Origin of the sequence: Leeuwenhoekiella sp. ZYFB001, assembly GCF_011784865.1 — a bacterium.
Taxonomy (GTDB): domain Bacteria; phylum Bacteroidota; class Bacteroidia; order Flavobacteriales; family Flavobacteriaceae; genus Leeuwenhoekiella; species Leeuwenhoekiella palythoae.
Window position 1 is genome coordinate 3071087 of sequence record NZ_CP050460.1, and the last position, 24344, is coordinate 3095430.

Annotated in this window: 25 protein-coding genes and 1 tRNA gene; 9 read left to right on the top strand and 17 right to left on the bottom strand. The window is 38.6% G+C overall.

The genetic code is table 11. The features are described 5' to 3' along the window. The first annotated feature begins 10 nt into the window (after positions 1 to 10). The 8 genes from HCN54_RS13270 to HCN54_RS13305 all read left to right on the top strand — a co-directional run bounded on the left by HCN54_RS13270 (position 11) and on the right by HCN54_RS13305 (position 5599). Positions 11 to 1147 carry a 1-acyl-sn-glycerol-3-phosphate acyltransferase gene (locus HCN54_RS13270; RefSeq protein WP_167598163.1) on the top strand — a complete coding sequence of 379 codons (1137 nt, stop codon included), beginning with the start codon at positions 11 to 13 and terminating at the stop codon, positions 1145 to 1147. 34 nt (positions 1148 to 1181) lie between these two features. Further along, on the top strand, positions 1182 to 2156 hold the full coding sequence (locus HCN54_RS13275) for a type I asparaginase (RefSeq protein ID WP_240924975.1): 975 nt from the start codon (positions 1182 to 1184) through the stop codon (positions 2154 to 2156). 92 nt (positions 2157 to 2248) lie between these two features. Then, a tRNA-Ser gene (locus tag HCN54_RS13280) sits at positions 2249 to 2336 on the top strand. Positions 2337 to 2410: 74 nt separating this feature from the next. Next, positions 2411 to 3205, top strand: a complete 795-nt coding sequence (locus HCN54_RS13285) for a MotA/TolQ/ExbB proton channel family protein (RefSeq protein WP_167598165.1) — start codon at positions 2411 to 2413, stop codon at positions 3203 to 3205. Positions 3206 to 3233: 28 nt separating this feature from the next. Beyond that, positions 3234 to 3674: a hypothetical protein gene (locus tag HCN54_RS13290; protein WP_167598166.1), complete on the top strand. Its 441-nt coding sequence runs from the start codon at positions 3234 to 3236 to the stop codon at positions 3672 to 3674. 9 nt (positions 3675 to 3683) lie between these two features. Further along, a complete protein-coding gene (locus tag HCN54_RS13295; protein ID WP_072983070.1) occupies positions 3684 to 4289 on the top strand; it encodes an ExbD/TolR family protein in 606 nt (201 codons plus the stop codon). Positions 4290 to 4310: 21 nt separating this feature from the next. After that, positions 4311 to 4793, top strand: coding sequence for an ExbD/TolR family protein (locus HCN54_RS13300; RefSeq protein ID WP_072983068.1), 483 nt, complete (start codon positions 4311 to 4313; stop codon positions 4791 to 4793). Between the two features lie 101 nt (positions 4794 to 4894). Beyond that, the gene (locus HCN54_RS13305) at positions 4895 to 5599 is read left to right on the top strand and encodes a porin family protein (RefSeq protein ID WP_167598167.1); all 705 of its coding nucleotides are present in this window, start codon (positions 4895 to 4897) and stop codon (positions 5597 to 5599) included. Here HCN54_RS13305 and HCN54_RS13310 read toward each other — a convergent pair. The 17 genes from HCN54_RS13310 to rplM form a co-directional block, all read right to left on the bottom strand. Beyond that, positions 5587 to 6195 (bottom strand): hypothetical protein, encoded by a 609-nt coding sequence (locus HCN54_RS13310; RefSeq protein ID WP_167598168.1) that lies wholly within the window; start codon positions 6193 to 6195, stop codon positions 5587 to 5589. The two genes, HCN54_RS13305 and HCN54_RS13310, sit on opposite strands and share 13 nt — an antisense overlap. Continuing rightward, complete coding sequence (rpoN, locus tag HCN54_RS13315) at positions 6195 to 7649, bottom strand: RNA polymerase factor sigma-54 (RefSeq protein WP_167598169.1); 1455 nt, start codon at positions 7647 to 7649, stop codon at positions 6195 to 6197. Before rpoN ends, HCN54_RS13310 begins: the two co-directional genes overlap by 1 nt. A gap of 240 nt (positions 7650 to 7889) precedes the next feature. Beyond that, positions 7890 to 8525, bottom strand: a complete 636-nt coding sequence (locus tag HCN54_RS13320) for a response regulator transcription factor (protein WP_167598170.1) — start codon at positions 8523 to 8525, stop codon at positions 7890 to 7892. Between the two features lie 10 nt (positions 8526 to 8535). Further along, positions 8536 to 9294, bottom strand: coding sequence for a sensor histidine kinase (locus HCN54_RS13325; RefSeq protein ID WP_167598171.1), 759 nt, complete (start codon positions 9292 to 9294; stop codon positions 8536 to 8538). Between the two features lie 2 nt (positions 9295 to 9296). Next, positions 9297 to 10031, bottom strand: a complete 735-nt coding sequence (locus HCN54_RS13330; RefSeq protein ID WP_072983058.1) for a hypothetical protein — start codon at positions 10029 to 10031, stop codon at positions 9297 to 9299. A gap of 8 nt (positions 10032 to 10039) precedes the next feature. Further along, positions 10040 to 10762, bottom strand: coding sequence for a hypothetical protein (locus HCN54_RS13335; protein ID WP_167598172.1), 723 nt, complete (start codon positions 10760 to 10762; stop codon positions 10040 to 10042). Positions 10763 to 10800: 38 nt separating this feature from the next. Continuing rightward, positions 10801 to 11538, bottom strand: coding sequence for a hypothetical protein (locus tag HCN54_RS13340; protein ID WP_167598173.1), 738 nt, complete (start codon positions 11536 to 11538; stop codon positions 10801 to 10803). A 23-nt stretch (positions 11539 to 11561) separates the two neighbouring features. After that, entirely contained in the window at positions 11562 to 12200 is a 639-nt protein-coding gene (locus tag HCN54_RS13345; protein WP_167598174.1) for a hypothetical protein, read from the bottom strand. Between the two features lie 159 nt (positions 12201 to 12359). Beyond that, positions 12360 to 13799, bottom strand: a complete 1440-nt coding sequence (gene asnS, locus HCN54_RS13350; protein WP_167598175.1) for an asparagine--tRNA ligase — start codon at positions 13797 to 13799, stop codon at positions 12360 to 12362. A 121-nt stretch (positions 13800 to 13920) separates the two neighbouring features. Beyond that, complete coding sequence (locus HCN54_RS13355; RefSeq protein ID WP_167598176.1) at positions 13921 to 16332, bottom strand: efflux RND transporter permease subunit; 2412 nt, start codon at positions 16330 to 16332, stop codon at positions 13921 to 13923. A gap of 133 nt (positions 16333 to 16465) precedes the next feature. Continuing rightward, complete coding sequence (locus HCN54_RS13360) at positions 16466 to 18613, bottom strand: DUF5686 family protein (protein WP_167598177.1); 2148 nt, start codon at positions 18611 to 18613, stop codon at positions 16466 to 16468. An 80-nt stretch (positions 18614 to 18693) separates the two neighbouring features. Continuing rightward, on the bottom strand, positions 18694 to 19257 hold the full coding sequence (frr, locus tag HCN54_RS13365; RefSeq protein ID WP_072983046.1) for a ribosome recycling factor: 564 nt from the start codon (positions 19255 to 19257) through the stop codon (positions 18694 to 18696). Positions 19258 to 19305: 48 nt separating this feature from the next. After that, positions 19306 to 20013 carry a UMP kinase gene (gene pyrH / locus HCN54_RS13370; RefSeq protein WP_072983045.1) on the bottom strand — a complete coding sequence of 236 codons (708 nt, stop codon included), beginning with the start codon at positions 20011 to 20013 and terminating at the stop codon, positions 19306 to 19308. Positions 20014 to 20134: 121 nt separating this feature from the next. After that, positions 20135 to 21100 carry a translation elongation factor Ts gene (tsf, locus tag HCN54_RS13375; protein ID WP_072983043.1) on the bottom strand — a complete coding sequence of 322 codons (966 nt, stop codon included), beginning with the start codon at positions 21098 to 21100 and terminating at the stop codon, positions 20135 to 20137. Positions 21101 to 21196: 96 nt separating this feature from the next. Then, positions 21197 to 21982 (bottom strand): 30S ribosomal protein S2, encoded by a 786-nt coding sequence (gene rpsB / locus HCN54_RS13380; RefSeq protein WP_072983041.1) that lies wholly within the window; start codon positions 21980 to 21982, stop codon positions 21197 to 21199. A 193-nt stretch (positions 21983 to 22175) separates the two neighbouring features. Beyond that, entirely contained in the window at positions 22176 to 22562 is a 387-nt protein-coding gene (gene rpsI, locus HCN54_RS13385) for a 30S ribosomal protein S9 (protein WP_072983039.1), read from the bottom strand. Beyond that, complete coding sequence (rplM, locus tag HCN54_RS13390; protein ID WP_072983038.1) at positions 22563 to 23018, bottom strand: 50S ribosomal protein L13; 456 nt, start codon at positions 23016 to 23018, stop codon at positions 22563 to 22565. A gap of 209 nt (positions 23019 to 23227) precedes the next feature. Between rplM and HCN54_RS13395 the strand changes: the two genes are divergently transcribed. Continuing rightward, a complete protein-coding gene (locus tag HCN54_RS13395; RefSeq protein ID WP_240924889.1) occupies positions 23228 to 24043 on the top strand; it encodes a hypothetical protein in 816 nt (271 codons plus the stop codon). The last annotated feature ends 301 nt before the right edge of the window (positions 24044 to 24344 follow it).

Consider the following 24344-nt stretch of genomic DNA (forward strand, 5'->3'; position numbering starts at 1 on the left):
ATTTGAAAGTGTGTCAAAATTTGACTCTATAAGACCGTATCACGATTCTGAAGTACACGAGGTATTGCAATCGTTTCACCGGCACCCCATGATTCAAGCGTTATTGCAGTTTACTTTTCCTGAAAAATCATCAGAGGAAATTAAAGCAATAATAGACGAGTGTCATTCTATCTTTGATTTCCAAAGCAAAGTAATTTATAAATCGGTTCACAAAATCATGGAGAAAAGCACAGACGGCTTTTCGACTTCTGGTTTTGATGATCTGGAGCGCAATAAACCCTACTTCTACCTTTCTAACCACCGTGACATTATATTAGACACCTCGTTTATTAACGTCGCGCTTTACGATCATGAGTTGATCATGACCGCTTCGGCTATTGGTGATAATCTGGTTAAGAAATCTTTTTTAATGGCATTGGCCAAACTCAACCGAAGTTTTCTGGTAGAACGTAGTTTGACTCCGCGTGAAATGCTGTTAAGTTCAAAAAAACTTTCAGAATACCTTCAGTTTTTACTTAGTGAGAATCAATCGATCTGGATGGCACAACGAGAAGGACGCACTAAAGATGGAAGCGACAAAACTCAACAAGGCGTGCTCAAGATGGCGGCAATGGCGCGCGGTGAGCAAACCGCACTCAATTATTTAAAGAGTCTGAATATTCGCCCGGTGGCCATTTCATATGAATTTGATCCAACAGATATTCTAAAGGTCCCTGAGCTGATTGCTAAAAGTGAAGACACGACGTATGTAAAAAGCAATAATGAGGATTTTAATAGTATTCTCAGAGGAGCTTTAGGTTCAAAAAAACGCATTCATATTGCCGCAGGGAAACTTTCGGCAACCACCTTTGATGAGATCGAAGCGCTAGATTTATCTGAAAACGATAAACTACAGGAACTTGCCAAACGCATAGACAAAGAGATCTATCGCATCTATAAATTATGGCCGTCTAATTATGTGGCTTATGATTTATACTATCAAACAGATCGTTTTGCGCGCACGTACACTGAGCGTGATAAGCGCAGTTTTGAACGCCGTTTTGAACGCCGCGTAGATCCTTCTAGCGAAATTGCACGCGAGAGTTTCTTACTTATGTATGCAAATCCTGTAATTAATAAACTTAAAAGCATTGAGCAAACAACCTAAAATACTACTCATCTACACAGGTGGTACTATAGGTATGATCAAGGATTTTGAAACAGGAGCACTTAAAGCTTTTGACTTTAAAGACCTTTTAAAAAAAATCCCAGAATTACGCTTATTAGATTGTGAGATAGAAACCACAGGGTTCGCCACACCTATTGACAGCTCTAATATGAATCCTGATTTATGGATTGAGCTGTGTGACATTATTGAAACACATTACGACACTTGTGATGGCTTTGTGATTCTCCACGGAAGCGACACTATGAGCTATACTGCTTCAGCATTGAGTTTTATGCTTGAAAATCTGGCGAAGCCGGTCATTTTTACAGGATCTCAATTACCCATTGGTGATTTACGCACCGATGCTAAAGAAAATTTGATCACAGCGATTCAAATTGCAGCTTTACGCAAGAGAAATCGGCCTTATATAACAGAAGTCGGACTTTATTTTGAGTATAAATTATACCGCGGTAACCGGAGTTCAAAGATCAGTGCAGAGCATTTTGAAGCCTTCAAATCTCCTAATTATCCACCTTTGGCGACCTCGGGAGTTCATTTAAATATAGAAGATGAGAAGCTTTTACCTTATTCTAGAAAGAAGCTTTTAGTACATCGCAGTCTAGCGCGAGACATTTTAGTGGTACACCTCTACCCCGGAATTGACCAGAAATTACTGACTTCAATTTTTGAAAATGCAACGTTTAGCGGGGTAATTCTGTTAACATTTGGCTCAGGAAATAGCACAACATCCCTTTGGTTTACCCAATTGCTTAAAAAAATTATTCACAAAAACATTCCTATTGTGAATATTACACAGTGCACTTGGGGTAGTGTTCAAATGGGTAGTTATGAGACCAGTACAGGCCTTAAAAACATAGGCGTTATTTCTGGCAAAGATCTAACAATAGAAGCTGCCATTACAAAAATGATGTATCTCAATAGTCAAAATTTGTCTCCAAAGGTCTTTAAGACTATATTTGAAACATCTCTAAGAGGAGAAATGAGTTAATGAGAACAATTTCTTATACCAAACAAACCTTTTGGAAATCGATATTTTTTTTGTTAATTGGCAACCTTTTGAGAAAAGGCTTCGGCCTGAATAGAGAGGTGGCCGAGTGGTCGAAGGCGCACGCCTGGAAAGTGTGTATACGTCAAAAGCGTATCGAGGGTTCGAATCCCTTCCTCTCTGCTAATTTTTAATAATTGAATAATTAATTTTATATCTTTATCCCTTTACTAACTAAATTTTTAAGATCAAAAGCAATGAAAAGAGTATTTTCTATTCTAGTTATCACAGCTGTAATCGCGTTAGGCAATCTTACAGCTCAAGCAAATACTGCACCTCTTATGACTGTTAATACAACAGCTATCGCGGCAGCAGTTCAAGATGAAGCCGCAGACGAGGCAGCAGCCGATGAGACTGAGTCTTTATCCTTTACACAAGAGTTAAAAAAGCGTTTTATAGAAGGTGGTCCTGGCTTTATGGGGATCGTTCTTTTATGTCTTATTTTAGGTCTTGCAATTGCAATTGAGCGTATCATTTACCTAAACCTTGCGACTACAAACACTTCTAAATTAGCACAAGATGTAGAAGATGCTCTAAACAGTGGTGGTATTGAGGCTGCTAAAGAAGTTTGCCGTAACACCAGAGGTCCTGTTGCTTCTATTTACTACCAAGGTCTTGACCGTGTAGACGAAGGAGTTGATGCTGCTGAAAAAGCTGTTGTAGCTTACGGTGGTGTTCAAATGGGTCTATTAGAGAAAAACGTTTCTTGGGTATCATTATTTATCGCACTAGCACCGATGCTTGGTTTCATGGGTACGGTAATTGGTATGATCCAGGCGTTTGATAAGATTGAAGCTGCAGGTGATATGCAACCTTCTCTTGTTGCAGGTGGTATTAAAGTAGCACTTTTAACAACTGTATTCGGTCTTATTGTTGCGATTATTCTTCAAATCTTCTATAACTATATCATCGCTAAGATCGATAGTATCGTTAATGATATGGAAGATGCTTCTATCACTTTGATAGATATGCTTGTACGTTACAAGAAGTAATAATCCCTCTTAAATACATAAACAGATTATGTTACATAAAATATTAAAAATTATTGCACTCATCCTGTCTGTTCTTGGAGCCATCTGGCTGGTAAGAATCATTCTTGCGGGTGACACTGCAATAACAGATTCAGCAGACTTACAAGATAGTTTGGTTACTCCATTTATCTTGATCGCATATGCAACCATTGCAATTGCCATTGTATTCGTTTTGGTCTTCGTTCTTAAGAACTTGTTCAGCAGCGGATCTTCTTTAAAGAGCACCTTAATTGGTCTTGGCGCGTTTCTTGCAGTAGTTGTAATATCATACGTTTTGGCTTCAGGAGAAGAAGTTCAGCTTCGTGATGGAGAAGTACTATCAGCTAGTACATCGCGTTGGGTAGAAGCAGGTATTTATGCCTTCTATATCCTAGCAATTGTTGCAATTGGTGCAATGGTATTTTCAGGTGTAAAGAAATTAGCTAAATAAAAAAGTATTATGGCAAAAAGATCAGCTCCAGAAGTTAATGCAGGTTCGATGGCAGATATTGCCTTCTTACTCCTCATTTTCTTCCTGGTAACTACAACAATTGAGACTGATAGCGGTATTAGCCGTAAATTACCACCCGAGTTGGATGAAAATATGCCACCTCCACCGGTAATTAAAGAACGTAACTTATTTACAGTAATCGTTAACAGTAATGACGAGCTACTTGTTGAAGATAAAGTTATGGAGCTTAAGGACCTAAGAGCAGCTGCTGTTGAGTTTTTAGACAATGGTGCAGAGGACTGTTCTTATTGTCAAGGTGCTAAAGATCCTAACTCTTCTGTTAATCCTACAAAAGCGATTATTTCGCTAGTTAATAACAGGGGAACTTCTTACAAACGCTATATCGCAGTACAGAACGAACTTGTGGCTGCATACAACCAGTTACGTGATCGCGTTGCTCAAGAACGTTACGGTGAATCTTTCATAGCTATGGAAGCTCGTTACAACGACCCTCGTACTTCAGATGCGAATAAGGATAAATTAAAGCCGAAACTTGAATTGATTCGTGAGCTTTATCCAGAGAAACTTTCTGAAGCAGAACCTAAAAAGAGTTAAAAACATTTAACATTAAAATCTATGTCTAAATTTAATAAGAAAAAAAGTGGTGATTTACCAGCTATTTCTACGGCATCGCTGCCGGATATAGTTTTCATGTTACTTTTCTTTTTTATGGTTGCTACCGTAATGCGAGAAAATACGCTAATGGTAAAAAATGATTTACCTACAGCAAACCAAATTGAGAAACTTGACAAGAAAGATCTTGTAATGTATATCTATGCCGGGGAGCCTGTTGATCGCTTTAAAGGTGTTTATGGTTCATCTGCAAAAATTCAATTGAATGATAAAATTTCAGATGTTTCACAAATTCAAGATTTCATTTATGAAGAGCGCGCAAGTAAACGTGAGGAACTTGTTCCTTTCTTAACTACTGCCCTTAAAGTAGATGGAGACAGTAATATGGGTCTTATCTCAGATATCAAGCAAGAACTGCGTAAAGCAAACGCTCTAAAAATTAATTATGTTACCAAATCTGGTGACGCCGTTGAAGCCAACGATTAATATACTCTTAGAGTTAATTGCATATCTCTTAAAATTTAAGAAAACGTCCTGATCATTTCAGGGCGTTTTTTTGTTTCTTTAAACCGTATTTAATTGACTGAATGAAACGTCTTTCTCTACTAATATTTTTAAGTTTTACTGCGATAAACTTTGCACAAGATTCTCTTGTAACCACTATTGATACCGCCAGCGTTTACCAGAAATATAGAGAAGATCAATTTTATCTAGGCCTTACTTTTAACCTGCTTACCAATAAGCCGGAAGCTATGGAGCAAAATGGCTTTAGCGGTGGCTTGCAGTTTGGTTTTATACGGGATATGCCCATAAACAAACAGCGTAATTGGGCTATTGGCGTTGGAGCCGGTATTTCCATGAATACCTATAATCAAAATCTTTTTGTTGGGGAAACCACTTCAGAAGAGAGTATTTTTCAGATCATAGATGACCAAACTGACTACAACAAGAACTGGTTTACTACCTATCTGGTTGAAGCACCCATACAACTACGTTGGAGAACCTCTACGGCGACCGATTACAAATTCTGGCGTATTTATACCGGATTGCAGTTAGGCTACGTTTACGCTTATAAATTCTATTTTGAACAACCGGGCAATACGGTAACACAAACCGATGTTCCCGAATTTGATCGCTACCGTATGGGACTGACGTTCACTTTCGGATATGACACTTTTAACTTTTACTTTTACTACAACCTGAATCCTATATTTAAAGATTCGGGGCAAATTGATGGAAGTCCTATTGAACTCAACAGTCTTAAACTCGGTTTAATGTTTTACATTTTATAAAAGTAGAACATCAAAAATTGCGGGATACCGCCTACAAAAAGTCCCACAAGTAATTCAGTCATGGTGTGTGCTTTTAATTCTAGTCTGCTTGCAGCAGTAAATCCTAAACCTAGAATAAGTAACCCAATGATCACAAGATAATTGGCATTATAGATCATACTCAAGGCGATCACAAAGCACAAAACGCCGCTTACACCTACCATATGCAGGCTAGTCTTAAAGTTCAGCAGACTAAGGATAAATGAAGTTGCTGCTGTGATTAAAATTCCCAAGAAGAAAATATAAAGTTCCGGAAATTCGTAACCATTAATAATAATCCGAATAATCAAAAGGATAAGACCTACTTGCACTAAAAGTGGAATTCTACGCTCTTTAATCTCTCGTAAGTGTACTGAGGAAACTAGTTTTACACTTTCTAATAAAAAGTAAAACAACACCGGTACGACAATGGTAAGTATGCTCACCGCAAACAATTTAGCATACATAAAACTCTGCGGAACAAATTTAGGCGTAACCGAAAAGTAAATACCTACACCAAGAAGCGGCATAAATAGCGGGTGCATCAGCACCGAAAAAAAACGTAAAAAATACTTCATTAAATTTCTTTTCGAAGTCGGGCTACGGGTACATCTAACTGCTCGCGATATTTAGCAACTGTTCTTCTTGCAATAGGATAACCTTTTTCTTTCAGGATCTTGGCCAATTTATCATCGGTTAAAGGTTTACGCTTATCTTCCTCCTGAATAGTTATTTCTAATATTTTTTTGATCTCCCGCGTAGAAACTTCTTCCCCTTGATCATTAGTCATACTTTCACTGAAAAACTCCTTGATAAGCTTGGTGCCGTATGGGGTGTCAACATATTTACTATTGGCAACTCGAGACACTGTGGAAACATCCATCTCGATCTCATCTGCAATATCCTTAAGGATCATTGGGCGCAAGTTACGCTCATCACCGGTCAAAAAGTATTCCTTTTGATATTCCATTATGGCGCTCATGGTTACAAATAATGTTTGCTGACGTTGCTTTATCGCTTCAATAAACCATTTTGCAGCATCTAACTTCTGCTTGATAAATAGTACCGCATCCTTTTGCGACTTGCTCTTTTCTTTAGCTGCTTTATAACCCTTAAGCATATTTGTATACTCGCGAGAAACGTGCATTTCCGGAGCATTACGGCCGTTTAAAGTCAACTCCAATTCTCCATCTCTAATATTGATGGTAAAATCTGGAATCACATGTTCTACGACTTTGGTATTGCCGGAATAGGATCCACCCGGTTTTGGGTTAAGATGCTCGATCTCGTCAATAGCATCTCTCAACTGATCTTCTGTAATATCAAATTTTGAAAGCAAACGCGAATAATGCTTTTTACTAAAGTGATCAAAAGTATCGGTTAAAATTGCTATGGCTAAGGCAACCGCTTCGGTTTCTTCTTTGCGTTTCAGCTGAATCAATAAACATTCTTCAAGACTACGCGCCCCTACTCCTGCCGGATCCAAGTTTTGGACAATTCTTAAAATTTTCTCGAGTTCGTCTTCCGAAGTATAAATGTTTTGCGTGAAGGCCAGATCATCCATCAGATCAACCAACTCTCTACGCAAATAACCACTTTCATCCACGCTACCTATGAGAAATTCTGCAATTTCCATCTGCTCATCACTGAGTCTATACGTATGCAATTGCCCCATTAAATGCTGCGTAAATGAAGTTCCTGATGCGTAAGGCACCTGGCGTTCCTCATCATCAGCACTGTAGTTATTGCTATTTAAGCGATAACTGGGAATCTCGTCATCAGACAGGTAATCATCAACATCGATTTCGGTTTCGATCTTTTCAGAATCGTATTCCTCATCTGCGCTGTTATCAAACTCTTCATACTCATCTCTCGCATCTTCCTTGCCGCTATCAAGCGCCGGATTTTCTTCAAGCTCTTGCTTTACGCGCTGCTCAAAAGCCTGCGTAGGCAACTGAATAAGCTTCATCAACTGAATTTGTTGCGGTGAAAGCTTTTGCGAAAGTATGAATTTGAGTTGTTGTTTGAGCATATACTTTTAAGAATCTGTTCTTACAAAAATAAAAAAATGCATCAACCGATGCATCAGAATGTTTTGTTAACAAAAAATACGCCAAAAATTAATTTTACGCTGCTTGCGCACATTACAGAGTACACCAGATTAAAAATTTCAGCTATAACGTAACACTTAATTGCGTAACCCTTTGGCGACAAGAACCATCTACAATGTTAGCTTCTGATCGAGTACACAAAAGACAACATAATTGAAAAACTAGGGAACAAAAATTTTATTCTTAATAGCATAGATCACCAATCCCGTGCGGTTTTTTAAACCTAGTTTTTGAAAAACTGATTCTCGATAACCTTCAATAGTTTTAGGACTTAAAAACATTTTTTCAGCGATCTCTTTATAGGTCATTTCGGTGCAGGCGTGTTTGATAAATTCGATTTCTCGTTCTTTTAAAACGATCTCCTGATCTTTTAAACGCTCCGTTTTCTTGACGATACGCTCAACCGTATTGGTATAATAATATCCGTGCTCAAGGACTTCATTTAAAGCTTGCTCTAAAATAGATTTGCGCGTGTCTTTTAATAAATACCCTTTAGCTCCGGCGCGAATCATTTGCATCACCACGCCCTCTTCTTCCTCTACCGAAAGCGCCAGCACCTTGATCTCAGGATAGTGCTTTGTTAAATACTGCGTAGTTTCGACCCCGCCCATCACAGGCATTTTCACATCCATAAGCACAACATCTGGCTGCATATCAGGATTGGCCTCAATAAAGTCTACCAATTCTCTTCCGTTAACCGAAACATTGACAACTTCAAAATTCTCAAAACGTCTTACTAATCCCGCAATGGCCTCTGACAGCAAAGTGTGATCGTCTACTAAAGCAACTTTATACATATTCTAATTTCTAATCTAAAGGATAATATAATTTTAATTGAGTCCCAGCCCCGGGAATAGAACTTATACGTGCCTGTGCTCCTATCAATTGCGCACGCTTATCTATGTTACTTAAACCTATACCGCGCTCTAACAGTTTCTCTGCGTCAAAACCCACACCATCATCTAGCGCAGTGATCTCTAATGCATCAGCTTTAAACTGAACACGTATCTGCAGTTTGGACGCCTTAGAATGCTTCATCGTGTTACTCATAAACTCTTGTACTATCCGAAACAAAATGATTTCCGCTTTAGGATTAAGTTGCACAGGATCACCGATCAAATCATAGGTTGCCGAAAGAAATTTCAAGCGGTTAAAGCGGGCCACTTCGTTTTCTAAGGACTTTAGAAGCGACTGACCGTTAATCGCTTCTGGGTTGATCGATTTTGACAACGCCCTGAGCTCATTTAAGCCCGTTCCTATCGTTTCTGCGACTTCGAGCATATCTTCGCCATCTTCTATGTTCTGCGCTTTGATCTTGGCTAAGGTGAGCAACTGGCCAATATTATCGTGCAATTCCCAACTGATGTTACGTAAAGTTTCTTCGCGTATCTCTATTTGGGTTTCTGCAATAGCGCGTTCGTATCGTTTTTCGGCTTCTATTTGCTCGCGCAGCAAACTGTTTTTACGTTTCATAAATACTGAAAACAGGACAAAAATGATCAGCGCCAGCAGGAATAATACCAGCAAAACAACCAATATGACTAAAAGCTGCGTATCCTGATCCATAGTTATTGCATTAAATAGTTTGAAGATTTAGCTCTATAAAAACCATAAATAAAAATTAGATACATAGCACTCGCCACCCAAAAGCTTGCGTTACGAATTATATTAAAAAACTGTCGTCTCTCATCATTCAGCTCCATAACTCTTGGCCAACCTACATAAGTCATTGTAAGTACAGGTAACTGTACCACAAGATTTAGAATCAGTGCTATACTTATATAAACTAAAAAAACATCTTTTAAGGTGGTGGTTAAATTATTATTTATCACTTCGATCAGAAAAAAGAGAATCACTATGAGCAATAAAAAACCACCAAAAACTCTTGAAAACAAAGCGACCCCCTCTACAATACCATGAGTAAATACAAAGTATAAATAGCTCAAACACCAGAGACCAAACATCATCAAAATAATCTGTCTGAAACGATCGCTTACGGCATATTGATAAAATAAATAAAAGTACACTCCAAAATATATAGGGTAACGCACATTATAGAATATGCTCGTGTGATCTGCCCAACCAAAAATATAAATTGTAGATGCTGTGACCTCATTTAAAAAATTATACCCTAAAAAAAGAATGAACCATATTATAGAGGTACTTTCAAACTTTTTCCAATAATATAGACCAGTAACAAATGCAGCCAACTCAAAAAAGTACATTATTACCAAAGAGGGATTCCCAGTCAAATATCCCAGACGTTCATAAGAAAACTCAAACGTGATTATTGAGGTTTGCAATGGCTTATTTAGTTTAGATTACTAGTTCTTGGTGCTTTAGCTCTATAAAAACCATAAGCAAAAATTAAATATGAAACACAATAAGCCCAAAAGCTAGCATCTCTAATGATATTATAAAATGCATTAAGACTGTCTGAAGCATCTGTTATTTTATACCACCCTACATATATGGCTACAGAAACAGGAAGTTGAATGACTGTACTTATCACAAGACCAATACTTATATAAATCAAAACAAGGTCTTGTATTTTGCTCAAATCTGCACTATTTATTGTTTCAACCAAATATAAAAGAACAACCACAAGCAGAAGCATATCACCGGTTACTGCTGAAAATAGCGGTTTTTGATAAAGAAAATAACTTGTTGCTACAAAATAGATATACGTCAAAAGCCATAGAGCATAAAAAGCGACCACTGTATTTTTGAATGAACGTTTATTTAAGTATTTGAAATACATCCAAAAGAGTGCTGAAAAATAAATCAAGTATCTTAGATTGTAAAATGCGGTATTTCTATCGGCAAGATTAGCAACCACAACAAAAGCAGCTGCTACCTCATTCAAGAAGTTATATCCTAAAAAAAGAATAAAAATGACGATTGGTGTTTTAGAGAACTTTTTCCAATAGCATAAGCCAACTATAAACGAAAGCAGCTCGAGCGCAGTCATGGTCATCGTGGATGGATTGCTCAAAATGAACTCTAAACGTTCCTGTGATATTTCTAAATCCAATCTTCTCTAATTTTTAAATCCTAAATTAATTATTTGACCTACCGCGTTAAACTCATACTTGGTGCTTTTGCTCTATAGAAACCATAAGCAAAAATGAAATACATTAAAGCCCCAGCAAAAGTGCCCACATTTCTTAAAATCTGATAAAACTCCATTCTTGGCCCCGTATCCTTTCCAATTTTCTCCCACCCCACAAATGAAGTGACTGAAGTTGGAATACTAATTACCAAATAAACCAAAAGCCCTAAGCCTAGATAAATAATCATGTTGTCTTGCAGCTTTGAAATAGTTGAAGCATTAATGACTTCTATAAAAACAAATAAAACACTGATCATCTTAAGAAAATCACCGAGAACCGTTGAGAACAATGCATATTCTAAAACTAGATTTTTGGTAAAAAGCTGATACGTAAAGCTTATCAACCAAACACTATAAAAGAGAACAACGGCAAGTTTCAGCCTTTTTCGTAATAGGTATTTATAAAAAATGTAAAAATGAACACTAAAGTAAATGACTTGATGCACATTATAAAAAATGGTATTGTTATTACTCAAGCCACTAACGTAATAGGCTAAAGCAGCCATTTCGTTAAAGAAATTATATCCTAGAAATAGAATAAACCACCTTATAGGCGTTTGTTTAAACTTATTCCAATAAATTAACCCGAAAACGAAACTCAGCAATTCGGCAAAATCAGAAATCATTATTCCTGGATTTGTAACGAAATACGCAATGCGCTCTTGCCAATCTGAAATTATTAGTGATTCAATCGTCACCCTTAATCTAGCTTAGATGTTGATTAAAAATCTTCATCACTTATTGGTGGTGGTGGCATTTCTTGGCCAAAATTCTCGGCAAGAGAGTTAACGTCCTCTGCTCCCAAACCTGAAGTCAAAGCAGATCCATTCAACACAGATCCAACAGTCACTGCACTCTTAGAACCATCAGCATTATTAAGAATAGCAAAACTTACAGTATCTTTTGTTCCATCTGCAAAAACAAATTCAGCTGCGGGATTAAAAAACACTGTCCCCTTATTTGCTTTAGTTTTTTTAATAGGTTTTTTACCATATTTACCAAAATACACCCGTAGTTCCAAAACCTCTACACCTGCAGAATCTGCCTGCTGTTCGATATATGCCATATATTTTTTCATTTCAGCAAATGAGAAACTAACTAGACGGGTGGCCTGTTTATAATTAGCATCCTCTTTTGGGATGGTATCGCCTTCTTCGGTGATGTTTTCTGCAAGCTCGATAAGGGCAACACGACTGTTACCATAATTTTTATACAGCGAATCTGCCTGAGCTAAGGGAATAATATTAGCCGGAGCACCTAAAATTGGCGTTTCCGCCTCCTCGCACTCGCAAGGTTTTTCGCAAGAAGTAATTAAAAATGCAGCACTAAGCACGGCTGCAACTAAGGTAGTTTTTTTCATCTGTTGGATTTTAAAATAGTTAGGTGTAAAATAGACATCTTTTTTTTCACTAGGAAAAAACACTTTTAAAAAGGGGGTTTTTCCCCGAAGCATTTTTAACCCCAAAAAAAAGCCCGATTTAAAAGTTTAAATCGGGCTTTTTTTAATTTATTGCTCTGTTTAAAACTCAGCGTTTTGCGGAAAACGTGGATAAGGAATCACGTCTCTAATATTAGTCATTCCGGTTGCGAATAGTACTAAACGCTCAAAACCAAGACCAAAACCACTGTGCACACAGCTACCAAAACGGCGGGTATCTAGATACCACCACAGTTCTTCTTCGGGGATGTCTAGCGCTGCCATTTTTTCTTGCAACACTTCTAAACGCTCTTCTCGCTGCGAACCTCCTACGATCTCACCAATTCCCGGGAAGAGAATATCCATCGCGCGTACGGTTTTGCCGTCTTCATTTAAGCGCATATAAAAAGCTTTGATATTTGCGGGATAATCAAACAAGATCACCGGGCACTTAAAGTGCTTCTCTACAAGAAAACGCTCGTGCTCACTTTGCAAGTCGGCACCCCATGCTTCAATAGGATATTTAAATTTCTTCTTTTTGTTAGGCTTTGAGTTTTTAAGGATCTCGATCGCTTCGGTATAGCTTACGCGCTTAAAATTGTTCTCCAAAACAAACTTTAATTTCTCACGCAAAGGCATTGGCGCACGCTCTGCTTCGGGCTTAGCTTTATCCTCCTGGATCAATCGGTTTTCTAAAAACTCTAGATCATCCTGGCAATTATCCATCACAAACTGAATCACATATTTGATAAAGTCTTCCGCCAGATCCATATTCATATCCAAGTCGCAAAAAGCAACTTCCGGCTCGATCATCCAGAATTCTGCCAAGTGACGGCTCGTATTTGAATTTTCAGCTCTAAAAGTTGGCCCAAAGGTGTAAATCTGTCCCAGACCCAACGCATAGGTTTCTCCTTCTAATTGACCAGAAACCGTCAAATTAGTTTCCTTTCCGAAGAAATCCTTTTTATAATCAATGTTTCCGTCTTCATCCTTCGGCGGATTTTTCATGTCTAAAGCCGTTACTTTAAACATTTCACCCGCACCTTCTGCATCACTACCGGTTACAATCGGAGTATTTACGTAATAAAAACCTTCTTTCTGAAAGTACTGATGTACCGCAAAGCTCAATTGCGAACGCAAACGCATTACTGCCCCAAAAGTATTGGTACGCACACGTAAATGGGCTTGCTCACGCAATTTCTCTAGCGTGTGACGTTTAGGCGATAAGATGGTTTTCTTTACCTCTTCAGGATCTGCATCACCAAGAATTTTAATTTCCTTAGCTTCAACTTCAACAGCCTGACCACCGCCTTGACTTTCGATAAGATTTCCGGTAACGGCGATTGCAGCACCTACGGTAATACGTTTTAAAAGCTCTGGATCTGTATTTTCAAAATCAACGACACACTGTAAATTATTAAGCGTAGAACCGTCATTTAGCGCAATAAAGCGGTTGGCTCTAAACGATCTTACCCAACCTTTTACGGTAAGTTCGTGCCCTTTGGGCTCTTCTTTTAAAATGTGTACAATGGTTTTTCTCATAGTTATAGAATCAAAACGTCTTGAGACGTGATTGGCTTAGTTCTGTAATTCAAGTTTGATACGCGACAAAGATAAATTTTACATCAGATTGCCGCAAAACTGGCTGAAAATTTAAACGGAATTATTCTTTGTCTAATTCTTCAAGCACTTCTTCATCTTCTACTTCGTCCAGAATGTGGATCGCAGGTTTTTTAAAATCTTCTTTATTGGCAATATTTCGCTCTAGCGAAAGCAACAATGACGGAAGCAATAATAGGTTAGATAACATCGCAAAGATCAAGGTTACCGAAACCAAGCCTCCTAGCGCAACCGTACCACCGAAGCTACTGATCATAAATACCGAAAATCCAAAGAACAAGACGATTGAAGTATAAAACATACTTACGCCAGCTTCTTTTACCGAAGCATACACCGAACGCTTGATCTTCCAACCGCTGCTTTTTAATTCCTGACGGTATTTGGCCAAAAAGTGAATGGTGTCATCTACCGAAATTCCAAACGCAATACTGAACACTAAAATGGTTGAAGGTTTTATAGGCACGCCCAGAAAGCCCATCAATCCGGCGGTGATCAATAAGGGTAATAAATTCGGGATCAAAGAAACCAAGATCATTTTAAACGACCGGAACATAAAGGCCATAAATACGGAGATCAATAAAATGGCCAGCGACAAACTGATGATCAGGTTATTGATCAAATAATTAGTTCCTTTTTGAAACACCAAAGCCTTACCGGTCAGCGTCACATCAAACTTATCTTCAGGAAAAAGAATACTTATTTTATTGTACAGATTGCCTTCTACGATCTCCATACGATCAGTCCCAATGTCCTGCATAAAGGTCGTCATACGCGCATACTGCCCGGTAGAATCTACATAACTATCCAGCAGGCCGGCTTCGCTAGAAAAGCTTTGCGCATAAGGCAATATAAAGTTGCGCTCGTTTGAAGTAGGCAATTGATAATACTGCGGATCCCCATTGTAAAAAGCCTGCTTTCCATACTTCACCAGATTCACAATAGAAATAGGTTTAGAAAGCTCTGGAGTTTCTGAGATGGTCGTTGCCAGCTCGTCCATACGTTTTAAGGTTGGCAACTTCATCACGCCTTTAGGTCGCTTGGTATCGATCAACACTTCAAGTGGCATTATCCCGTCAAACTCGCTTTCAAAGAACTTGATGTCTTTGTAAAACGTCGTGTTTTTGGGCATATCTTCAATCAAACTACCCGAAACTTTTATTTGATAAATACCTATCATACTTACGATAAGTAAGATCACGGTACTGATGTAGATCGTGATGCGGCGATCGCGCACCATACGTTCAATCCAGTTTACAAAACCTTCAATCCAGGTTTTTCCCAAATGTTTTAAATGGCGCTCTTTTGGCGGCGACATGTAGCTATAAATGATAGGAATGATCAACAAGCTCAATAGAAATATCGCCAGGATATTGATTGAAGCCACAATACCAAATTCCTTCAGCAGCGAACTCTGCGTTAAAATAAATGTTGCAAAACCAGAAGCTGTTGTGATGTTGGTCATCAAGGTTGCGTTACCAACTTTTGTGATCACACGCTGAAGCGCCTTGATCTTGTTCCCATGGTTTTTATATTCCTGCTGGTATTTATTGATCAAAAAGATACAGTTAGGAATCCCGATCACGATAATTAATGGCGGAATTAACGCGGTAAGCACGGTAATTTCATAACCTAACAAACCTAAGAATCCAAAGGCCCACATCACACCAATCACCACAGTGATCATCGAAATAAAGGTCGCTCGGTAAGATCTGAAAAAGAAGAAAAAGATAAGCGAGGTTACTAGAAGTGCACCACCTACAAACCAACCAATTTCACTGATGATCGTTGCACTGTTTAGTGTGCGTATGTACGGCATCCCGCTAGTATGCACTGTGATCCCGGTCTCTTCTTCAAACTGATCAATCAACGGAATAAGGTCATCTACGATAAAGTCTTTCCGCGCTGCGGTATTAACGATGTCCTTTTTGAGATACACGGCACTGCGTACCGTACCGGTCTCTTTATTATAGATCAGTCCTTCATAAAAAGGCAATTCTTTAAAAAGCTTTTTCTTGAGCGCCTCTGCTTGCACTTTAGTATTTACAGAACCGTCTACAAAAGGAATCATCTCAAAACGCTTAGGTTCCTCTTGCTTTTGAAGCAGTTTTAAATCCTTAAGAGATACCGAAAGCGCGACTTCATTAAAATCATTGATGGTATCAGAAAGCGCATTCCATTTGTTAAGCGTTTCGGGAGTAAAAAGCGTAGAATCTTTTATTCCGAATACGATAAGGTTTCCTTCCTCCCCAAATTGATCAAGAAATTTGTTGTATTCCAGATTGACTTCGTGATCATCCGGCAGTAAGTTGGCTTCGGTATAGGTAAATCGCATGTATTTCCACTGTGTGCCTAAAAACACAGTAAATGCGGCAACCAGAAAAAGAATAAAGAGTCTGTTGCGTAAGATAAGGCGTGCGACACCGTTCCAAAATCCGTAACCCAATAGCTTGGTCATCGTCCTAATTTAAGAGGCGCAAAGATACTCATTTAAGAACGAATAGCCTTTGCCATAAATCAAAAACAAAATCCACAGAAAAGCGCAGGCTTTGAACTGAAGATCCCTACGGAAACCTAATTTGAAAATCTATTTACAACTGAAGGTTGAACGTAAACTTGAACGCAATGTTATCTGCAAAACTAGGCAGGCTATACGCCCCGTAGCGGTAGGTTAAACTTGTACCGAAGCCAAAAAGTATCTTGTTGATTTCAAAGCCGGTTTCAGTATAGCCTTTATCAAGAGTTCCAAAACTCACATCCTGATGCCGCGCTATGTTTGAGATATCGCCAATGGCATAACGGGTGATGAATACCATTTCGGGCTTGAATTTTTCGCCTAAATTAAACGGCCGCAAATGATGTTTTACTTGCAGCGTCGCAATACGATCTGAAAAGAATTCCCCAAAATACATGGTTTCAAAACTATTTACACCCGCCACCGAAAAACGCTGCATAATAGTTTCTTTTGTAGGCGCATTGGGATACGCGTGAAATAAATGCGTTAACGGCACTTCGCCAAATGCCATCTTACCTTCAATCAAAAATTCGGTGGTTGATTTATTGAGGCGTTCTACTTGATAGTAAAATTTTGCACCCACTCTAGTAAAATCAAAATCTCCATCAAACAAGCCTGAAATTCCTTTAGAAACTTGCGCTGTAACTTTAGGATAGCCATCGTAGATCTCTACCGTTCCCTTCTCAGAACGCATAAACTTACTCGACGGACTCCATCGAACTCCAAAAGTGGCTTCGGTAATATCATATTCTTGATAAGACTCATCGCCTAAAACAAATCTATAATCTTGCGTTTGAACAATGTTTGACTTCGCAAATTGAAACTCAGATAAAATCTTAGGTGTGATTTGATATTCTTGATTTAGTCGAAGTGTTTTATAGTCAAAAAACTGCGTGATATTCACCAAACGCGGCTCAAATAAAGAGTACACCCGGCGATCTGTTAAATAGTTAAAGCTACCTACTTCCTGCAAGTCATCGTTATAGGTTAAACTCAACCAGGCACCGTGGGATTCATTGAGCATAATTCCCCCGCCAATGCCGTATTTTAAAGCCTTATCTTTAAAACCATAAGCCGTGTAGCCTTCTAGCCTGAACTTTTGCGAAAACGAAGCATTGGTCACTCCGCCCAAGCCCAGTCGCAAACCTTCGTAATTGTTATACTTTACGGGATAGGTCAAATCAAAATCAAAAAAATCAACCGTGTAATAGCCAATCCCAAAGTTGTTGATGACTGCTAAACGACGCTCAATATTTTGAGTTTCTACAATGTTATTGAGGTAGTCAAAACTATTAAGGTCTCGCTGCGTCAACGCTTGTGAGCGGTATTTTTTCCAGAAGGATTCGGGTTTATTTTCTGCGCCTTCCATCACTTCAACCGCAAGATTGGGATGCTCGATCTCCTCGTCTTCAGAAAGGTTAAAATTGGCATTGTACGAAGTAGAAAGCAAGTATCTGCCTTCTATCGCTTCTTTAACCGGGTTGCGCTCGATGGTTCCTACGGAAACTTTTCCTCTAAAAAGCGACAATCGTTTTGAGGTCTCGCCCTTTTCAATATAAAGTTTACTTGATTTGGGGAGGTAAACAGCCTCCTCCTCAAGATACGTGTAATGCTGCTCAATACGAGCCACAAGCTCATCGTTAATTGCGATATGCACCCGCTGAATAGCTAAAGATTCTTGATCTAGATACAATATCCCTTCTAGCCCGGGAATAGTTTGTGGCCTTTTTGGCTGAAAAGCTACCGCATAACTGGGACGTTCTAAAATGGTGGTATCCGCAACAAATTGATAATCATAATTCTTGAGTCCGCGGGAAGAAAGTGGTCCGGCGTAACGGTAATTGAAGATCACAAAATCCTCATCATAAAAGGAGCGCGACTGCAAGGTGATCCCAAGCACTTCATAACGCGGTTCTTTAAAACCAGCCATATTGAGGCCTAGCACTTCTTCTTTAAAACCCGAATATGCATCAAACTCATTTTTTGAAACCTTTTCGGTAAAAAAAGAATGGGCGTTGGTTTCACGTTCTAAGGAATCTGTAATAATGGTTTTCTCGTAAGTGGTATAGCTGTAATGCGGCAGCGCCTCTTGAGGATTATTTTGTTCTGCCGCCAAAATAGCACGTTGCATTAACGAATCGACAGCTATGCTTTTTTGCTGAGCAAATGCATTTTTTTGCAGCAAAAGAAACAAAAACAAACAGAAAATAAGTTGTTTAAACATTATCACCGAAGAACTTAGGGACTAAAAATACTATAAAAAAAGCGACCCAAGGGTCGCTCTTAGCATGAGTTTAACGAGAACTAAACGGTAAGAATTTCTTTTTCCTTTACTGCTAGTAGTTCGTCAATTTTTTTGATGTATTTATCAGTCAAATCCTGAACATCAACTTCTGCATTTCGGCATAGATCTTCTGCAAGACCATCTTTCTCCAGCTTTTTAATATCGTTATTTGCTGATTTACGATCGTTACGCACACCTACTTTTGCATCTTCTGCTTCAGCTTTAGCTTGTTTTACCAAATCTCTACGGCGCTCTTCAGTCAACGGCGGAACGTTGATAATCACGCTTTCACCGTTATTCATTGGGTTAAAACCAAGATTGGCATTCATAATTGCCTTTTCAATCTCTTGAATCATCGCTTTCTCCCAAGGCTGAATAGAAATCGTTCTTCCGTCAGGAGTATTCACATTGGCAACCTGAGCCAATGGTGTTTGACTTCCGTAGTAATCTACCATTACACTTCCTAACATTGAAGGGCTCGCCTTACCGGCACGTATGTTTGCAAATTGCTTTTTTAAGTGATTGATCGCATTTTGCATGCCTTCTTCAGTTCCGTCAAGTATAAATTGAATGTCTTCGTTCATAGCTTTATTTGTTCGTTGCTTTTTTTCAAACCAACCAAAAATACTAAATTATAAATTTACTGTAGTACCTATATTTTCTCCTTCAACAACTTTGAGCAAGTTGCCCTGTTTGTTCATATCAAACACGATAATGGGGAGCTCATTCTCCTGACTTAATGTGAATGCGGTTGTATCCATCACTTTAAGTCCCTTCTGTAAGACATCTTCAAAACTGATGAAATCAAATTTTACAGCCTTCTCATCTTTTTCAGGATCGCTGGTGTAAATTCCATCTACGCGCGTTCCTTTTAAAATCACATCTGCGTGAATCTCAATAGCTCTTAAAACCGCTGCAGAATCAGTAGTAAAATATGGATTCCCGGTTCCTCCACCAAAAATCACTACACGTCCTTTTTCTAAGTGGCGAATGGCGCGACGTCTAATAAAAGGTTCTGCAACCTCATTGATCTTTACCGCGCTCTGTAAACGGGTTTGAATACCCGCTTCTTCAAGAGCACTCTGCAATGCCAAACCGTTGATCACAGTGGCTAGCATTCCCATATGATCCCCTTGTACGCGATCCATACCGCGGCTGGCTCCGGCAACACCTCTAAAGATATTTCCACCACCAATTACAATGGCTACTTCTACCCCCTGATCAAGTACTTTTTTAATTTCTTCTGCATACTCAGCAAGTCTATCTGGGTCTATACCGTACTGGCGTTTTCCCATTAATGCTTCACCTGATAATTTTAAAAGAATGCGTTTGTATTGCATGGCGTAGAAAAATTTTTGACAAATATAAGCTTAAATGACATTTGAGAAAAAGAAAGAATGCAAGGCATAAAAAAAGGCCGCCAATAGGCAGCCTTCTTACTTAGTATTTTGTCAGAAAGAATTAAGCTAAGCTCACACGCTTAAAGCCTACTACTTCTGCATCACCTTTACTTGCAACATATTTTGCAACGTTGATGCTCTCATCCATAATGAAAACTTGATCTAACAAAGCTTTCTCATTATCAAGAGTAGTGTTGTCAGAAACAAAACGCTCAATTTTACCAGGAACGATACGATCCCAGATTTTTTCTGGTTTTCCTTCTGCTTTCAATTCTTCTTTGATATCTGCTTCTGCCTGAGCCATAACTTCTGGAGTTAACTGAGACATAGAGATATATTGTGGTACGTTTTTAAGGGTTTTTCCTAAACGACCTAACTCAATGTTTTCTTTTTCGATCGCAGCAATGCGTGCTTCGGTTTCTGAAGCAACAAATTCTGGATCAAAATCTTTGTAAGATAACGTGGTTGCCCCCATAGAAGCTACCTGCATAGAAACTGTTTTTGCAACTTCTTCTGCGTTATCTGAAGCTTGAGATAAACCAGTTAAAGCACCAATTTTGTTACCATGTACATATGATCCAACAAACGGAGCTTCTAAAAGTTCAAAACCACCAATTTCTAACTTCTCACCAATAACACCTGTTTGCTCGATCAATTTTTCTTCAACAGTCATCCCTTTAAAGTCTGCTGCTAAGAACGCTTCTTTAGTATCAAAGTTGATCGCGATATCACCAAGTTCATTTGCTAACTCTACGTAAGAATCATTTTTAGCAACGAAATCGGTCTCACAGTTTAATGAAAACACAACACCACGGTTGTTTGCATCATTGATTTTTGCCACCACAACTCCTTCGCTAGAATCGCGGTCTGCTCTTTTTTCAGCAACTTTTTGTCCTTTTTTACGAAGGACAGCGATTGCTTCATCAAAATCACCATCAGCTTCTACAAGTGCATTTTTACAATCCATCATACCTGCACCGGTAGCCTTTCTAAGTTTATTTACTTCTGCGGCTGTTATTTTTGCCATTTTAAATACGTTTTATGAGTTAAAACAAAAGTCGTTTAGTTTAGTGCAAAAATGCAGTATACTAAACGACTTTACTTATTATCAAATTGTTAAATACTATTCTTCTTCGTCGTTAGCTACAGCTTTAGCTTTTGCCTTTGCCGGCTTAGCTGCTTTATCTTTCTTCCCTTCACCAGATTTTTCTTTTCCGGCTTTGCGTTCTGAAAGACCTTCTACGATAGCATCAGCAACGTTAGAAATGATTTTCTCAATAGATTTTGAAGCGTCATCATTAGATGGGATAGCATAATCAACCTGACGTGGATCAGAGTTGGTATCAACCATCGCAAAGATTGGAATGTTTAATTTTTGAGCTTCTTTAATCGCAATGTGTTCACGTTTGATGTCAACTACAAATAGTGCACCTGGAAGACGTGTCATATCCTCGATAGAACCTAAGTTCTTTTCAAGTTTTTCACGCATACGGTTCATTTGTAGTTGCTCTTTTTTAGACAAGCTATCAAAACGACCGTCTTGTTTCATACGATCTACAGTTTGCATTTTCTTAACCGCTTTACGTATAGTTACGAAGTTGGTTAACATACCTCCAGGCCAACGCTCTGTGATGTAAGGCATTTTTGCACGAGTTGCTTGTTCTGCAACAATCTCTTTAGCTTGTTTTTTGGTAGCTACAAAAAGTATTTTTCTACCTGAAGCTGCAATTTTACTTAGTGCTTCTGAAGCTTCGCTAAGTTTAGCAGCAGTTTTGTATAGATTGATGATGTGAATCCCATTACGCTCCATATAAATATATGGTGCCATGTTAGGATCCCATCTTCTGGTAAGGTGACCAAAGTGTACACCTGCATCCAGTAAATCCTTTACATTTTCTGTTTTTGCCATTTTGACTTTAGTTTACGTTCCCGTTGTAGTAGCAATATGCAAGTGGTCTTCTTAATGAATCGCCAAGCACATTTAGATGCTAAACTAATTTCCTGATCACTCAGGACAACGACTTAATTTTTAAATTAATTTCTTTTCGCTTTCAAAAACTGAATGAAAAATAAATTCCATAAAGATTGAAACACGATTGCTGTTAACGTTTTGAGAATTGGAATTTCTTACGCGCTTTCTTCTGACCGAATTTCTTACGCTCTACCATTCTTGGGTCTCTTGTTAACAAACCTTCCGGCTTAAGGATACCTCTGTTCTCTGCATCTACTTCGCACATTGCTCTAGAAAGAGCTAAACGTACAGCTTCTGCTTGTCCTGTGATACCTCCACCATAAACGTTTACTTTTACGTCAAAGTTTTTATCATTTTCAGTCATTACTAATGGCTGATTAACTTTGTACTGTAACGTTCCTGTTGTGAAGTATTCTTTAAGATCACGCTTGTTGATGGTGATGTTACCAGAACCAGGAGCTAAATAAACACGAGCAACGGCGGTCTTTCTACGACCAATTTTGTGAATTACTTCCATTTACTTGAGTTCGTTAATGTTAATTGCTTTAGGTTTTTGCGCTTCCTGCCCGTGTTCTGCACCGGCATAAACCTTTAAATTGCGATAGATCGCACTACCTAATTTGTTTTTAGGCAACATACCTTTTACTGCATTCTCGATAAGACGCGCAGGGTCTTTACCATACAATTCTTTTGCAGTAAGGCTTCTTTGACCACCAGGATAACCCGTGTGACGGATGTAAGACTTAGCGTCCCACTTTTTACCTGTTAAGTTGATTTTAGAGGCGTTGATAACAACAACATTGTCTCCGCAATCAACGTGTGGTGTGTAGTTAGTTTTGTACTTCCCGCGTAACAGTTTTGCTACTACAGAAGACATACGCCCTAACGTTTGTCCTTCAGCATCAACAACAACCCACTCTTTGTTTACGGTGTTTTTGTTGGCAGATACTGTTTTGTAACTTAATGTGTCCACACTGTTTTATTTAATTATTAAACATTCCATTTCCTGTCTTCAATCGCTCGCGCGTGAAAACAGGGGTGCAAATGTACAATTATATATTTAGATAGCAAACAGAGGTTTGCGAATAATTGATACCATTAAAAAACTTTAAAATAGCACTTTAACCTAACCCAAAAAGAATTCTCTTTTTAAATTTGATGTTCATCAGGACTAAAATGCTAATGATGAAAAATTTCTCGCCCCTAGTTTTAACACTTTTACTCTTCTCTCAAGCTTTATTTGCTCAGATTGGTATTGGCACCACAGCTCCAGAAGCTAGCCTAGATGTGCAGTCTGTTGCTAATGGTGGTATGCTCATTCCACGCGTAGCACTTACTAGCACTACAGATAATACTACGGTAGTCAATACAGACAGCGGAGCCCTTGCTGAAAGCACCTTAGTCTACAACGACGGAACAGGCGGCTTAACTCCTGCCGGATTTTATTATTGGCAAAACAGCCAATGGAATCAATTATTATCTGAAACCACAAAGCAAATTCACTTTGGAAAAATCCTTGTGACCAGTGCAGGTACAGAAGCTGTTACCGGAGTAGGGTTTACCCCTAGCGCCGTAGAATTTGTTGCAATAAACCGCATACAAGATTACAATACTACTTATAGGTCTGACGGTAACAATACAAATGATATCAGAATGGCAGGCGGAACAACATTTGGCTATGCGCAGAACAACGGCGGTACGATTGACCAACAAGTCATCTCAAATGCATTTAGTGGTTCAAGTATTAATAATATAGGAACCTTTGCATCAGACACGCACTGTATCGCAGCCTATTTTGTCAACAACAATGGGCAAGCTATTCACGACAACGGAACCGCAAGCGGTGGTTCAGAAGATCAGGATGGTTTAATACGAGCGACCTTGCAGTCATTTGACAGCGATGGCTTCACCCTAAATTTTGATCGATTTTTGTCACCCACCACGGCAAGCCCAGACCGTACCAATCAAATCGTAATTCTTTATAAAGCATATAAATAGACTTTTTGAAAATTGAAATATTGGCAGCTTTAAATAGAAAAAAATATTTCTTATCCTTCCATAAGTCGTAAATAATCGTTGGTCACGCTGTTTTTTAAAAAAGTCAGCAAAAACCTTAACAAAAATGCTATACTACGCACAAGGATTTTTTTGCATTTAAATTATGTTTTTAACTAAAAACCATATTTTAAATCAAAAATCGCCACCTTCACAACTCGATTTACATACTTCTCAATAAAAAAGACCTTCAATTGAAAATCTTGTAATTTCAATTGACATTTAACATACTTTTCGACACTTA